7 protein-coding genes and 1 pseudogene are annotated in these 14,484 nt (G+C 64.3%); 4 read left to right on the top strand and 4 right to left on the bottom strand.

Annotation, left to right across the window (positions count from 1 at the left end; all coding sequences use genetic code 11):
* Positions 1-30: 30 nt before the first annotated feature.
* Positions 31-261: a hypothetical protein gene (locus ACF8MC_RS03670; RefSeq protein WP_033653148.1), complete on the bottom strand. Its 231-nt coding sequence runs from the start codon at positions 259-261 to the stop codon at positions 31-33.
* A gap of 340 nt (positions 262-601) precedes the next feature.
* Between ACF8MC_RS03670 and ACF8MC_RS03665 the strand changes: the two genes are divergently transcribed.
* The 3 genes from ACF8MC_RS03665 to ACF8MC_RS03655 all read left to right on the top strand — a co-directional run bounded on the left by ACF8MC_RS03665 (position 602) and on the right by ACF8MC_RS03655 (position 3,588).
* Positions 602-988 carry a DUF2946 domain-containing protein gene (locus tag ACF8MC_RS03665; protein WP_230122172.1) on the top strand — a complete coding sequence of 129 codons (387 nt, stop codon included), beginning with the start codon at positions 602-604 and terminating at the stop codon, positions 986-988.
* Positions 989-1,212: 224 nt separating this feature from the next.
* On the top strand, positions 1,213-3,285 hold the full coding sequence (locus ACF8MC_RS03660; RefSeq protein ID WP_041035138.1) for a TonB-dependent copper receptor: 2,073 nt from the start codon (positions 1,213-1,215) through the stop codon (positions 3,283-3,285).
* Positions 3,286-3,426: 141 nt separating this feature from the next.
* The gene (locus ACF8MC_RS03655) at positions 3,427-3,588 is read left to right on the top strand and encodes a hypothetical protein (protein WP_016927696.1); all 162 of its coding nucleotides are present in this window, start codon (positions 3,427-3,429) and stop codon (positions 3,586-3,588) included.
* A gap of 117 nt (positions 3,589-3,705) precedes the next feature.
* Here the strand turns inward: ACF8MC_RS03655 and ACF8MC_RS03650 are convergent, their stop codons facing one another.
* Entirely contained in the window at positions 3,706-4,260 is a 555-nt protein-coding gene (locus ACF8MC_RS03650; RefSeq protein WP_033634565.1) for an NAD(P)H-dependent oxidoreductase, read from the bottom strand.
* Between the two features lie 104 nt (positions 4,261-4,364).
* Between ACF8MC_RS03650 and ACF8MC_RS03645 the strand changes: the two genes are divergently transcribed.
* Positions 4,365-4,724, top strand: a complete 360-nt coding sequence (locus ACF8MC_RS03645; protein ID WP_025302868.1) for a helix-turn-helix domain-containing protein — start codon at positions 4,365-4,367, stop codon at positions 4,722-4,724.
* A 4-nt stretch (positions 4,725-4,728) separates the two neighbouring features.
* Here ACF8MC_RS03645 and entS read toward each other — a convergent pair whose 3' ends face one another.
* Positions 4,729-6,012: an enterobactin transporter EntS gene (gene entS, locus ACF8MC_RS03640; RefSeq protein ID WP_164104955.1), complete on the bottom strand. Its 1,284-nt coding sequence runs from the start codon at positions 6,010-6,012 to the stop codon at positions 4,729-4,731.
* A 60-nt stretch (positions 6,013-6,072) separates the two neighbouring features.
* Positions 6,073-14,483, bottom strand: a pseudogene (locus ACF8MC_RS03635) (amino acid adenylation domain-containing protein).
* Position 14,484: the final 1 nt, after the last annotated feature.

The following is a 14,484-nucleotide window of genomic DNA, read 5'->3' as shown; positions in this document are numbered from 1 at the left end:
GGCAGGCAACGCCGCGTGAAAGCCAGCTTGTCATTCTCGCATGCAAGCGTGGCGGGTATGGCTCAGTGTACTGTGTAACTTATCGTACTCTTCACGGGTAATTTTTTGCGTGGCCAGTAAGGTGCGCAAGGTTCCGTACAGAAAACCGAGCTCATACCCCCGCGCGTAGCCCTCTGCACTGTAACGGTTGATCTCACCGGTTTTGAGCGTTTCAATACCGTCATTAAGCCAGTCCAGTGCGTCCTGAGTGGTCAAATCCATCGTTGTTTCCCCTTATCAAGCGAAGAATAAAAGCCTAGCACGCCCTTGTTATTGAGTATATTTTTGCGGGTTCCATTTTCGACATATCTTTGGAATTTATAACTGGCTGCGTATCCCTTGGCCGCTTTGCATATAATTTCGCTTAAATTTGAATCACTGTTTTGATCTCATTTTCATCAACAGATCGTTGGCCAGAAATAAAAGGTTTTAACATTTCGACATAAACCAGTACAATTCCCTACCCTGTGTTAACCCTTTTTTTAGGTTGATTGTGTCGTTAATTCAGCCCTCTACATCGCGAAATCGGGCCGCCGCCTGGTTAGGGGTGTTTGCCATTCTGATGTTGTTCATTGCGCCGGTGGTCTCGCGATCCCTGGAGCATGTGCGCGCCGGAAGTGCTGGAGCGACCGTCATGGCGGATTGCGGCATGGATATGCCGATGCATCACGGGATGCACTCGCCGCCGCCTGAGCCTGAGAAAGCCTCACAGCCGCTGATGCAGCACGGCGGCGGCCACCACAACATGGCGATGATGATGGACGACAGCGCCTGCGGCTATTGCGTGCTGTTGTTGCACGCGCCGCTGCTGGACGTGAGCCACGGCCCGCTGTTCTGGTCCCAGTCGCTGGCTTCGCGCCCGCCGCCGATCCACTATCTCGTCCCTCTGTTTGCCCACGTTGTTCACACCGAATTACAGCCGCGCGCGCCCCCCATCTCTTTCCTCTGATTTAACAATAAGCCCATTGCCGTTCTCTGTATTGCCGTTGATCGTTTCAACCCGGCGGAATTAATTCGCCCAACGGTTAATCATCGAGACGACATTATTAATCCGGTTATTTCCAGGTTGATGGAATTAACCCCCGTATTTTCCGATGGTGATTTTCGCCAGGCCGCCCCACGCCTGAATAATCCCTCGGCCAAGCACGGAAAAAGTTAGCTTAAGGAAAGATGATGTTTAAACCGACTTATAAAAAGAACGCCGTCAACCGCGCCATTACCACCGCCATGCCGCTGTTTCTGCTGGCCGGCCACGCGGCGCAGGCGCATCAACACCCTGCCGGCGCACAGGTTAATGATGGCGACGTGATCACCGTCACCGCGCCGCTCTACTCCCCGCTGACCATCGTCACCTCGCCGAAAACCCCACGCCAGCCGGTGCCGGCCAGCGACGGTTCGGACTACCTGAAAACCATCCCCGGCTTTTCGCAGATCCGCAACGGCGGCACCAACGGCGACCCGGTGTTCCGCGGCATGTTCGGCTCTCGGTTGAAGATCCTCACCGACGGTTCGGAAATGCTGGGCGCCTGCCCAGCGCGGATGGATGCACCGACCTCTTACATCTCGCCGGAAAGCTTCGATCTGTTGACCATTACCAAGGGGCCGCAGACGGTGCTGTGGGGGCCGGGATCGTCGGCGGGCACGGTGCGCTTCGAGCGTGAACGCCCGCGCTTCGACAAGCCGGGCATCAAGGGCAACGCCAGCGTGCTGACCGGCTCCAACGGCCGCTGGGACGAGAACATCGACGCCAGCCTCGGCGCCGAACAAGGCTACCTGCGGGTGATGGCCAACAAATCCCGTTCCAACGACTATCAGGACGGCACGAATACGCGCGTGCCATCGCGCTGGGACAAGTGGAACGGCGATCTGGCACTCGGCTGGACGCCGGACGCCGACACGCTGCTGGAAGTGACCATGGGCCGCGGCAACGGCGAAGCGCGCTATGCCGGCCGCAGCATGGACGGTTCGCAGTTCAAACGCGAAAGCCTGGGCATGCGGGTGGAGAAATCCAACATCGGCGACGTGCTGGATAAGCTGGAAGCGCAGGTCTACTACAACTACGCCAACCACGTGATGGACAACGTCACCCTGCGATCGCCGGGCAGCGGCGGCATGGCTGGGCACGGGGGGCATGGCGGCATGAGCATGGGGATGGGCGGCCACGGCGGGCACATGATGTCCTCCGGCATGACGATGCAGCTCGATCGCCGCACCGTCGGCGGCCGCGTGATGGGCACCTGGCAGTGGCAGGACGTGAAGCTTGAAAGCGGCCTGGACACCCAAACCAACACCCACCGCAGCATGAACCGCGGCAGTTGGGAAAAAGACGCCCAGTTCAACAGCTACGGCGCCTTCAGTGAACTGACCTGGTCCACCAGCGAACAGGATAAACTGATCGGCGGCGCGCGCCTCGACCGCACCCTGGTGGAGAATTTCCGCAGCGGCAGCGCTGGGGAACGTTCGGACACCCTGCCGAGCGGCTTTATGCGCCTGGAGCATACGCTGGCCGACCTGCCGCTGATGCTGTATGCCGGCGTCGGTTATACCGAGCGCTTCCCGGATTACTGGGAGCTGTTCTCGCCGAAGCTTGGCCCGAACGGCAGCAAGGATCCGTTCTCCAGCGTCAAGAGCGAGAAAACCACACAGCTCGATATCGGCGCGCAGTACAACGGCAAACGCTTCAACGGCTGGGTCTCCGCTTATGTAGGCCGCGTCGATGATTTCATCCTGTTCAAATACGATCCGCACAACGCGCGCCTCAGCCAGGCCGATAACGTCAACGCCAACATCATGGGCGGCGAAATGGGCATGGGTTATCAGCTGAGCGAGCACTGGAAAACCGACGCCAGCCTGGCCTATTCCTGGGGCAAAAACACCAGCGACGGCCGCCCGCTGCCGCAGATCCCGCCGCTGGAGGCGCGCCTGGGGCTGACCTATGAGTACGGCGACTGGAGCGGCACCGGCCTGTGGCGTCTGGTCAGCAGCCAACACCGCGTGGCGATCAACGAAGGCAACGTGGTGGGCAAAGACTTTGCCGAAAGCGCCGGCTTCGGCGTGCTTTCCGCCAACGCCGCCTACAAGGTGAATAAAAACGTCAAGCTGAGCGCCGGTCTGGATAACATCCTGAACAAGACCTACAGCGAACACCTCAACCTGGCGGGCAACAGCGCCTTCGGGTACTCGGCCAACAGCGCGGTGAATGAACCGGGCCGCACCCTGTGGGCCAAGGTTAACGTCACCTTCTAAGCGGTTCACCGGGCGATGGGCCACCGTCGCCCGGTCAGGCGATATGCGATCCGGTTCTTAGGATATGAGTTTTAAGTTTTTCCCATTCGGTTAGGCGGCGATTACTATCCTCTTCAGGTTAATCATTGCCCCGGAGGGAATATGCAAAAGATCACTCGTTTTCTGGCCCTGCTCGGCGAGCTGATGATCGAAAAAGCCGAAGACGCCGCGCCGCAGGCTGCTCAGCCTGACGATCGCGACGACGCGTTGCCACCGCGTCTCGAACGTGGGGTTCCGCTGGCCGACCGCTTCCTGTTCATGTAATTCCCCCACTCTGTTTTCATTCTGCACGCTCGTTCACACAGCACGCACGATAGATGCTGACAATCACCGCCAGCAAGTAGCCGGACGCGCACGCCCTGGCGCATCCGGGGCGTGCCGTTAATTCAGGGCGGCGAGAAATGCCTGATAGCCTTGCGCGCTGCGATCCAATTCGTGGGATTGCAGCGGTTCCACCGTGCCGTCCGAAGCGGCCTCCCTACCGTAAAAGGCGAAGAACGAGGCATAGTCGGCCCGCACGTAACCGGCGGTGACTTCAAACGGCCGGAAGATTTCCTCCAGCGAGTAGCGATAGCGCCCGTCGCGCGCATAATCCTCTGCGCGCACCCCAGCCGTGACCGCCAACGCCAGCTTCTTGTTTTGCATCTTGTAGCCGCTGCGAGAACCGTAGGCCCAGCCGTAGGTCAGCACATCGTCCAGCCATTTTTTCAGCAGCGGCGGGCTGCTGAACCAGAAAATCGGGAACTGCAGCACGATGTTGTCATGGGCTTCGATCAGCCGCTGCTCTTGGGCGACGTCGATCTGCCAGTCCGGGTAGGCCTGATGCAGTTCGTGCACGGTATACCGCTCCGGATAGCGCCGCAGCTCCTCCAGCCAGCGTTTATTGACCACCGAGTTCGCCATATCGGGATGGGTCACCACCACCAAGGTTTTCATATCGATTTCTCCAGTCAGGTGTCTACCGGCGCATCATAGGTTATGCTGGAACAATGTAAAATACGCACACTCACGACACATACTTACCCTGGAGAAAGTACCCAATGACCGCTGAATCCCACTGCAGCCCAACGGGCATCAGCCTCGAAGACACCGGCTATGGCTATACGCTGTCGGTGATCAACGGCAAATATAAAATGATTATTCTCTACTGGCTGGCGTTGTATAAGCCGGTATTGCGGTTCAACGAGCTGCAGCGCTGCATCGGCACCATTTCCTACAAAACGCTGAGTTCGACGCTGAAAGAGCTGGAAAAAGATCGCCTGGTGGTGAGAAAGGAATATCCGCAGATCCCGCCCAAGGTGGAGTACAGCCTGTCCGAACGCGGGCGTTCGCTGATCCCGGTGATCGACATGATGTGCAACTGGGGGGAACAGCACCGGCCGGAACAGCCGGTGCCGTGAGGGGTTAGTTGTCCGCTGCCGCCGAGGTTGCCGGCGCGGGCTCATCGTGCTCGACCAACGCGTCCGCCGGCCGGCACTGGCGCAGCGTGCGCACGCTGAAGGCCACCAGCACGCCGAGCACAGCGGCGAATGCGCCAAACGACAGCACGCTCATCAACGGGGTAAAGATCCTGCCCAGTACGCCGAGCCCCAGCGCGCCGATCGAATCGCCGGTTACGTCCTGCGCGGTGCCGAGGCTGTTCACCCGCCCCAGCAGATGATCCGGCGTATTGCTCTGGATCAGCATGAACTGCAAGAGCGAAGCGATGGCGTTGGCGTAGCCGTAGCACACCAGCGCCAGCAGCGCCGGCGCCAGGTGGCTGAATAGCCCCAGCGAAGCGATAGCGGTAAACGCGACGATAGCGGCGACCAGGATCAGCACGCCGGGCCGAGAGAAACGCCCCACCCAGCCGCTGGTCAGCGCGCCCAGCATCGCACCGAGCGGCACCGCGGAATACATCAGGCCAATTGAGGACGCGCCGACGTGGTAAGCGTCCTGCGCCAGCGCCGGGAACAGCACCCGGACGGCGCCGACGATGCTCATCAGCATCCCCAGCAGCACCACCGCCCCCACCACCTTATTGCGCCAGACAAACTGAAAGCCGCTGGCGAGCGCGCGCAGCGGGTGTTCCGGCTCCTGCTGCTGCGGCAACAGCGTCGGCAGGCGCACCAGTGGGACAAGGGTGCCCAGCGTCCCGGCGGCGGCCACGGCGAACGCCAGCCCCACGCCGCCGAACACGATGATAATCCCGCCCAGCGCCGGCGCCAGGATCGCGCCGATGCGCACCGTCACCATGCTCAAGGCCCCCGCCGCCGCCAGGTTTTCGCGCCCGACCAGCAGCGGGATCACCGCCATCAGCGCCGTCATGCCCAGCGCCCCGAAGAAGCCGTCCCAGGCCGCCAGCAGGTAGAGCGCCCACAGCGAAGGCGCCGGGGCGAAGGCGTTCAGACTCAGGGCGACAAAGCCCAACCCGCAGGTGCCGCGCGCAAACAGGATCAGCTTACGGCGATCGTAGCGATCGGCGAGCACGCCGCCCAGCATCAGGCCGATAAACATGCCCACCCCGTCCAGCGCCACCGCCACGCCCACCTGCAACGTGGAGCCGGTCATCGCCTGGATCTGAATCGGCACCCCCACCGCCAACATGCCGAGGGAAAACACCGACAGCATGCGGGCGCAGAAAATCGCGCGGAAATGCGCATTGCTTCTCAGCAAACTGAAATCAAGAAAAAAAGAAGGTCTGGCCATAGTGTCCTGCATATCATGTTTTAGTACGGGCCGGGACGCACGCCCCCCGGCCCGGTTGCGTTATACCAACCCGTATTGCCGCGTCAGCAACGAATGCAACAGCGGCCCGAGCGTCTCCAGCGAAGCCGGCGACAGAATGTCCGCGTGTTCGCAGCGCTGGTGATGGCAGATCAGCCCATCCAGATACGGCGCCCACACGGCGTCGATGTCCATCTCCGGCGGCAGCGTCTGGTCGGCGACAAACAGCGTCGCCGTGCCGTGGAAACGCTGGCTGCGCGCCTGGGACAGAATGCGCACCGCGTCGCGGTAGTTGGCGACGATGCTATCGAACATTGCCGCCTTCTCCGCCATCAGCGCCGGATCGCCATGATCTTCCGCCATAAACTCGGCCTGCTCCTGCGCCACCTCTTTCTGCGCGTCCTCCTCGCTGGGGCCGGTCCAATCCTGGCCTTCCGGCGGATAGGTATCCAGCATGCCGAGGAACGCCACCTCTTCGCCCTGCTGCTGCAGGCGCGCGGCCATCGAGTGCGCCAGCGTGCCGCCGAGCGAATAGCCCAGCAGGTAGTAAGGCCCCTGCGGCTGCAGGCGGCGCAGATTGGCGAGATGACGATCGACCATCTGCTCGATATCCTCACAGGTGGCGATGGCGCCGTCCGGTCTTGGCGACTGCAGGCCGATGATGGGGTAGCTGCCCGGCAGATAACGGCTCAGCCCCGAGTACTGCCAGGCGAAACCGGAAGCCGGGTGCAGGCAGAACAGCGCCGGGCCTTGGCCGGCCCGCAGCTGCAGGCATTCGCCGACGCCGCGGCTCTCGGCCGAGTTGGCCGCCTGCGCGTCATCGAGCAGGTGCGCCATCTTCTCCAGGCTGCGGGCGAACATGATCTGCCCGACGCTCAATGGCCGAGGCACGCGGCGACGCAGCTCCGCCGCCAGACGCATCGCCAGCAGCGAATGGCCGCCCAGCGCGAAGAAGTCGTCGTCGGCATACACCGTCTCGCGCCCCAACAGTTCCCCGAACAGCGCCGCCAGCAGGCGTTCGCTGTCGCTCTGTGGCATGCGGCCACTTTGGTGGCTCAGCTGCGGCCGCGGCAACGCCTTGCGATCCAGCTTGCCGCTGGCGCTGAGCGGGAAGCTGTCGGTCATGACATAGCTGACCGGCATCATGTGCGCCGGCAAACGCTGCTCCAGCGCCTGATGCAGCACGGCGGTATCCAGCGTCACGCCCGGTTGGGCGATCAGCCAGGCGACCAGCTGGCGCATATCGGCACCGCCAAGCCCCGTCGCGCCCTCGCCCAGCTCGATGGCGTGCACCGCCGCTTGCGCTACCCCCGGCTGCGCCAGCAGCGCCTGCTCGATTTCCCCCAGCTCGATGCGCTGGCCGCGGATCTTCAGCTGATCGTCGCTGCGCCCTAAATACTCGACGCTGCCGTCTTCCAGCCAGCGGGCGATATCGCCGGTGCGATACATGCGCGCGCCGTTGCCAGCGGGATCGGCGACAAACCGCTGCGCCGTCAGCCCCGGCCGATGCAGATAGCCATCGGCCAGCTGAATGCCGCGCAGGTAAAGATCGCCGGCGCAGCCGACGGGCACCGGCCGCAGCATCGCGTCGAGAATGCTCAACTGGGTGTTCCAGACCGGTTTGCCGATCGGCACGCCGGCGCCGCTCACCGCCGCCAATGCCGCGCCGGACGCCGGTTGGTAGGTGACATCGACCGCCGCCTCCGTCGGGCCATACAGGTTGTGCAGCGGCGCGGTAACCAACGCCTGATAGCGGGAAGCCAGTTCACACGACAGCGCCTCACCGCTGCAGAACACGCGTTTCAGGCTGGCGGCGGCGCGCTGTGGCGCCCGCTCGTTCAGCGCCTCCACCCAGATAGCCAACATGGACGGAACGAAATGCAGCGTGGTCACGCCATAGTCGTCGATCAACGTCGTCAGCGCCTGCGGATCGCGATGCGCCTCCGGCGGTGCCATCACCAGGCGCGCGCCGACCATCAGCGGCCAGAAGAATTCCCAGACGGAAACGTCGAAGCTGCACGGCGTTTTCTGCAATACCACGTCCTGCGCATCGAGCGCATACTCGTGCTGCATCCAGAACAGGCGGTTGACGATCGCCCTGTGGTTCACCACCACGCCTTTCGGCCGCCCGGTAGAGCCGGAGGTATACAGCACGTAGGCGGGATAATCGCCGTTCCCCGCCGGCAGGCGCGCAGGCGGTTCACGCCCGCTGTCGTCCAGCGCATCGAACAGCAGCGTCGGCGCCAGCGCGGCAAAGCGGGCATCCAACGCGCTCTCGGTGATAATCAGCCGAGGCTTGGCGTCCTCCACCATGTAGGCCAGACGTTCGTCCGGGTAGCCGGTGTCCAGCGGCAGCCAGGCGGCGCCGGTCTGCACAATCGCCGTCAGCGCCAGGCTGAGGCGTACGGAGCGCGGCAACGCCACCGCCACGATATCCCCCGGCTGAATGCCGGCCGCCGTCAGCCGCTCGGCCAACAGCGCGGCCTGGCGCTGCATGTCGCGGTAGCTGAGGCTGTGCCCGGCATCCTGCAGCGCGATGCGATCCGGCGTGCGCCGCGCTTGATCGGCGATCGCCTGATGCAAGGTGGTGTCCGCCACCGCCTGCCCGGTGCGGTTGACCGCCGCGATCAGCACCTGCTCCTGCGGGGTTTGCAACTGCCAGCGCGGCAGCGGCAGATCCGGCTGGGCGATCCACTGTTGCAGCAGCGCCATCAGCCGCGCGGCGAAGCGCTCAGGCTGCGGCACCGAGGCGCGGTATTCCATCAGCAGGCGCAGACGTTCGCCCGGCAGCACCAGCAGCGTCAGCGGATAGTGGGTATAGCCTTTGTTGCGGATGGCGTCGCAGCGCAGCGACCCTGCGCCGCCCAGCAGAGCGTCGTTGTCCGGGTAGTTCTCCACCACCAACAGCGTATCGAACAGCGTGCCCGCCCCGGCCAGGTGCTGAATTTCCCCCAACCCCAAATCATCGTGCTCCAGCAGTTCAATCTGCCGGTGCTGCAGCTCAGTCAGCTGTTCCGTCAGCGAACGATCGTGCTGCAGACGTACCCGCACCGGCAGCGTGTTGCTGAACAGGCCAACGTGTTCCTCGACCCCTTCTATCTGGCCAAAGCGGCCGGAAACCGGCGAGCCGAACACCACGTCCTGCTGGCCGCAACAGCTGGCCAACTGCAATGCCCAAATGCCCTGCATCACGGTATTGAGCGTCAACCCGCGTTCGCGACACAGGGTCAGCAAGCGCCTTTCCTCGGCCGGCGGCAGCGTCATCTCCAGCTCGTGTACGCGATCGTCCTGCGCCTCACCGAACAGCAACGTCGGCCGCACGTCCTGCAGCGTCTGGCGCCAGAGGCGGCGCGAAGCTTCGGCATCCCGCGCGGTCAGGCGGCGCACGATATCGGCATAGTTCGAACGCAGCGGCGGCAACGCCTGCTCGCCTTCACGGAGGGCCAGCATCAGATCGTTGAGCACCACCGGCGTCGACCAGCCGTCGACGATCAGGTGATGCGCGTTAAGGAACAGCGTGTAGCGTTCGCTATCCCCGTGTTTGACCAGCAATGCATGCAGCATCGCGCCCGGCTGGTTGAACAGATCGCGCTGCAGTTCCTGCTGCTCCAGCCGGTGCAGTGCCTGCGCCTCCTGTTCTTCCGTCAGCGGCGGCAGCGCGTGGCTGTCCAGCGGCCAATGGCTTTCCTGCGGGATCAGCTGCAGCGGCTCGCCCTCGCGGTTGAATCGGGCGGCCAGCTGCGGATGGCGGCGGATCACCGCATTCAGCGCCTGCTGAAGTTGATGCGCGTCCAGTTCGCCGCAGAGGCTCAGGCGCGTCAGCGAGTTGTAGCTGCCGCCCTGCTGCGCTGTCTGCGCATGGAACAGCAGGCCGTGTTGCAGCGGCAACAGCGGCAGCGCCGCGGCTAACGGCCCGCACTCCCGCTCCCAGGCGCGCACCGCTTCATCATCGACGCCCGGCTGGGCGATTTCGGCCGCCACCAACGTCGCCGCCGCGCGTTCGGGATGCCGTTCGGCAAACTCGCACAGTGAACGCACGGCGTGCTCGATGCCGCCGTGCAGCTGCGCAATGTCGCTCTCGCTGAACATTGCCTCCAGCCAGCTCCAGTTAATCGCCAGGCAGGCGCCGTCGCGCCGCTCCTCGACAAAGATATTCACCTCCAGCCCGTAAGACAGCGCCTGCTGCGCATCCTGCGCCACGGCGAAGGCGTCGCGGAAGCGGGTCTGGCTGCGCTGCGGCGTCCAGTGCGCCTCATCCTGGCTGAAACGCCCAAGGTAGTTGAACAAGATCTCCGGGGCGTTGCGCTGCGCCAGCGCCGCCAGATCGTCACGCTGCGGATGCAGATAACGCAGCTGGCCATAGCCGACGCCGCGATCGGCCACCGCGCGCGTCGCCCGTTTCACCGCGCGCACCGCCTCATTATGCTCGGCGTCATGCAGTTCGATGCGCAGCGGGTACTCCGCCGTCAGCCAGCCGACGGTGCGGGCCAGATCGAGGCCGTCGTCCAGTTCGGCGCGGCCGTGCGACTCCTGAGAGAAACGCAGCGAAGCGGCCTGGAAACGGCGGCGGCAGGCCTGAGCCAGCGCGCACAGCATGATCTCTTCAACCTGGGCGCGATACTCCTGCGGCAATGTGCCGAGCAGCGCGGCGGTCAGCCGGCTGTCGAGCAGCGTGCGCCGTTCGCTCACCGAGGCGATGCGATCGGTCTGCGGTTCCAGCGCGCGCCGCCCCAAACGCGGCACGCCGTCCGCCAGCATCTGCCGCCAGAACGGCAGCTCGGCTTCGCGGCGTTCGACGTCGGCCCTTAAACGCGCGGACCATTCATAGAGCGAGGTTTCCTCCGGCGGCAGCGTGATCGGCTGCCCCTGCATGGCGCTGTCGGCCACTTGCCGCAGCTCGTCGAGCAGAATGCGCCAGGAAACGCCGTCAACCACCAGGTGGTGGATCGCCAGCACCAGCCCCAGGCTCTGCCCGTCACGCTGCAACAGGATCGCCTGCATCATGGCGCCGGCCGCCGGATCGAGCTGCTCGAGTGCGGCATCAAACGCCTGTTCCGCCGCTAGCTCCAGTTCGCCGGATACGGCCTGAACCTGCATGAACTCAGCGGTAGCGGCTTCCTCGACCACCAACTGGCTGTCGCGGATCCTGGCGCTCAGCGCCGGGTGCGCCGCGCGCAGCTGTGCCAACGCATAACGCAGCTGTTCCGGTTGCAGCTCGGCGGGCACGCGCAGGAAAACGCCGTGCGCGAAGCGGCGATGCATATCGCCCGTCTCGGCGAACCAGTGCAGGATCGGCAGCCCGTCGATCGGGCCTTGTCGCACGCTGCGTGCGGTCTGAGAGCCAACGGCCAGCGGCTGCATCGCCTGCGCCATGCGCGCGGGGGTGTGCAGCGCGAAGATCTCGCGCGGCCGCAGCAGATAGCCTTTGCGCCGTAGGGCGGTGCCCAGCCCCATCGCCGAGATGCTGTCGCCGCCGAGCGCGAAGAAATCGTCGTCTGCGCCGACGCGCTCCATTCCCAACAGTTGGGCCATCGCGCGGCAAATCAGCCTCTCCTGCTCGGTGGCCGGTTCGCGAATGCTTTGCGCCAGCGTTTCCTGCGGTTTGGGCAGCGCCTGGCGGTCAATCTTGCCGTTGACGTTCAGCGGCAGCTCCGGCATTACCACCAGGATCGCCGGCACCATATAATCCGGCAGACGCTGCGCCAACTGCCCCAGCAGCTCGCTTTGCAGTGCCGGCGAGGCGCGGCGCGCGTCATCCTGCACCGAGCAGTAGCCAATCAGGCGATAGGTGGCGCCGATCGGTTCGGCGATCACCACCGCCCGCCCCACGTCCGGCAAGGCGGCCAAGGCGCTTTCCACCTCACCCAGCTCGACGCGGAAGCCGCGCACCTTGATTTGGTGATCGGTCCGGCCAATGAATACCAGCTGGCCCTCCGCGCTCCAGCGCATCAGGTCGCCGCTGCGGTACATCACCTCGCCTTCGGCGAACGGGTTGGCGACAAAGCGCGCCGCCGTCAGATCCGGGCGGCGCAGGTAACCGCGCGCGATGCCCTTGCCGGAAATGTACAGCTCGCCCGCCGCGCCGATCGGCACCGGCTGCAGGCGGCTGTCGAGCAGCCAGACTGAGGTATTGGCGAGGGGACGGCCGATCACCGGCTGGTCTGCGGCTGTCACCGGCGCGCCGAGGGTATCGACGGTGTATTCGGACGGGCCGTAATAGTTGTGGATCTCCACCTCCGGATGCTGCTGCATCAGGTTCCACAGCGTCGGCGTCGCCGCCTCGCCGCCGATCATCACGAACGACGGCAGCGGGAACTGCCCTTTCAGCAGACCGCAGTCCACCAGTTGCGAGAAGAACGACGGCGTGATGTCCAGCAGATCGATCGGCGTCTGCTGGGTCTGTTCCAGCAGCGCCCAGGGGTCGCGGCGCAGCTCCTCATCGAAGATAACCAGTTCGCTGCCCATCATCATGCAGAACAGCGGTTCCCAGGAGGAATCGAAAGAGAACGAGGCGGTATGGCCGGCGCGCAAGCGGCGCGCGTGGCGGGCCTCGAATTTTTCGATCGCCGGGCCGAACAGAGAAGCCTGGTGCGACAGGAACAGGTTCAGCAGCCCGCGGTGCGTGGACATCACGCCCTTGGGTTTGCCGGTCGAACCGGAGGTGTAAATCATGTAGGCGAGATGCGCCTCGTTCAGCGGCACACGCCGTTCGTCGTCCGTTATCGGCGCGCTCTCGGCGGCCGCGCGTCGTCGCACATCAGCGCCAAACGTTCACGCGGATAGTCCAGATCGAGCGGCATATAGGCCGCGCCGCTGGCCAGCACGCCGAACAGCGCGACCAGCGTGTCCACCGAGCGCGGAATGCCGATGGCGACCACGTCTTCGGCGCCGATGCCGCTTTCGATCAGCACTCGCCCCAGCTGCATCACCCGTTCGGAGAGCTGCCGGTAGCTGAGGCGCACGTCGCCGCAGGACACCGCCAACGCCTCGGGCTGACGCTCAACCTGGCGCTGGAACGCATCCATGATCGAAACCATGCCCGCCGGCGGTGTCAGCTCAGCGCCGCGCCCCCAGGCCGCGAGTTGTCTGAGTTCCCCCTCGCCGATCAACGCCAGTTGACCGTTCGGCTGGTGCGGCTGCCGCGCCAACTGCTGCAGCCAATGGCCGATGCGCTCCGCGTGGTGCTGCAAGGTGCGCGGCGAGTATTTGGCCGGGTTGGCGACCAAAGACAGCGTCAATACGCCGCTTCGAAAACCGATCTCGAACTCCAGGTCGTCGACCGGCCCCATCGCCAGCGTATGGGTGGTGGCCGCCTGACCGTCGAACGACAAGGCGCTGTGGTAGACCTTGACGTTGACCACCGGCCCGTACAGTTCCTGATGGCCGCCGACCAGGCCGAGATCGCGTTTGATCTGCTCCGCCTCATAGCGTTGATGGCGGCGCGCCTGCTTGATCTGCGCCACGGTGGCCAGGCAGACATCCGCCAGCGACATCTCCGGCGTCACGTTCAGCAGCAGCGGCAGCACGTTGACCACCGGGCCGACCGCCGCCAGCGCCTGCGATCCCATCCGGCGCATGAAAGGAAAACCGATTGAGAAGCGGGTTTCGCCGCTCATGCGCGCCAGGTACAGCGCCAGCGCCGCCGTGACGATATCGGCCGGCTGCAGCGACTGCAGCGCGCCATCGCGCAGCGCTTCGTCAAACAGCGATTCAGGCAGCACCAGCGCCTGTTTGAGCGGCCGGGCGCCCGCCTCAACCTCCCGACTCTCCGTCGATAATGACAGCGGCGACGGCAAATCGCGCAGATGCTGGCGCCAGAATTCGGCCGCCCGCTCACGTGCGGGCGAGGTTTGCCATTGCTGAAACTCTTCCACCACCTTGCCGAACGGGGTAAACGGCGAGGCCGCCGGCGCCAGCCCGTGGCGCAGCGCGCGATAAATATCGGCGATCCGACGGGTGATGGCTTCGAAGCTGAAGCCGTCCAGGGTCAAATGATGAAAGCGCTGATACCAGAACCAGCGATCGGCGCTGACGCGGATCACCGCATGGCGATAGAGCGGCCGCTCGCCGTCCGCCGGCAGATCCTGCGCCAGATCGTCGTTCATCAGCGCCAGCGCCGCCTGTTCGGCGTCCGGCCGCGCGCTGAAATCGAACCACTCCGGCGCCTGCACGCGCGCAGGATCGGCGTTCAGCGGCAAACGCTGCACCGGCTGGCCGTCCTGCGCCTCAAAGAACTGCGCCTGAACCGTATCCGCTTCGGCCAGCCCCTGACGGATCGCGCGCTCCAGCGCCGAGCGGTCGATAGCGCCGTGCAGTTCGGTGTAGTGCGCCACCGCGAAGCCGTTGCGCCGCAGCGCGATTTGGTCGGCGATCCAGATCCCCGGTTGCGCCGCAACCAGCGGATAATCCCGATACTCGACCTGAGTATCCGGCAAAGAAAGCGTTTCTGACATG

The organism is Serratia sp. LACPHL-BACT-2024-00286 (assembly GCF_043109535.1).
GTDB lineage: Bacteria > Pseudomonadota > Gammaproteobacteria > Enterobacterales > Enterobacteriaceae > Serratia > Serratia sarumanii.
Note: the sequence above shows the minus strand (reverse complement) of the source record. Positions and strands in the feature narration are given on the sequence as shown.

Coding starts and splice junctions, on each gene's coding strand:
- ACF8MC_RS03670 (WP_033653148.1), bottom strand. CDS start 261: ATGGATTTGACCACTCAGGACGCACTGGACTGGCTTAATGACGGTATT.
- ACF8MC_RS03665 (WP_230122172.1), top strand. CDS start 602: ATGTTGTTCATTGCGCCGGTGGTCTCGCGATCCCTGGAGCATGTGCGC.
- ACF8MC_RS03660 (WP_041035138.1), top strand. CDS start 1,213: ATGTTTAAACCGACTTATAAAAAGAACGCCGTCAACCGCGCCATTACC.
- ACF8MC_RS03655 (WP_016927696.1), top strand. CDS start 3,427: ATGCAAAAGATCACTCGTTTTCTGGCCCTGCTCGGCGAGCTGATGATC.
- ACF8MC_RS03650 (WP_033634565.1), bottom strand. CDS start 4,260: ATGAAAACCTTGGTGGTGGTGACCCATCCCGATATGGCGAACTCGGTG.
- ACF8MC_RS03645 (WP_025302868.1), top strand. CDS start 4,365: ATGACCGCTGAATCCCACTGCAGCCCAACGGGCATCAGCCTCGAAGAC.
- entS (WP_164104955.1), bottom strand. CDS start 6,012: ATGGCCAGACCTTCTTTTTTTCTTGATTTCAGTTTGCTGAGAAGCAAT.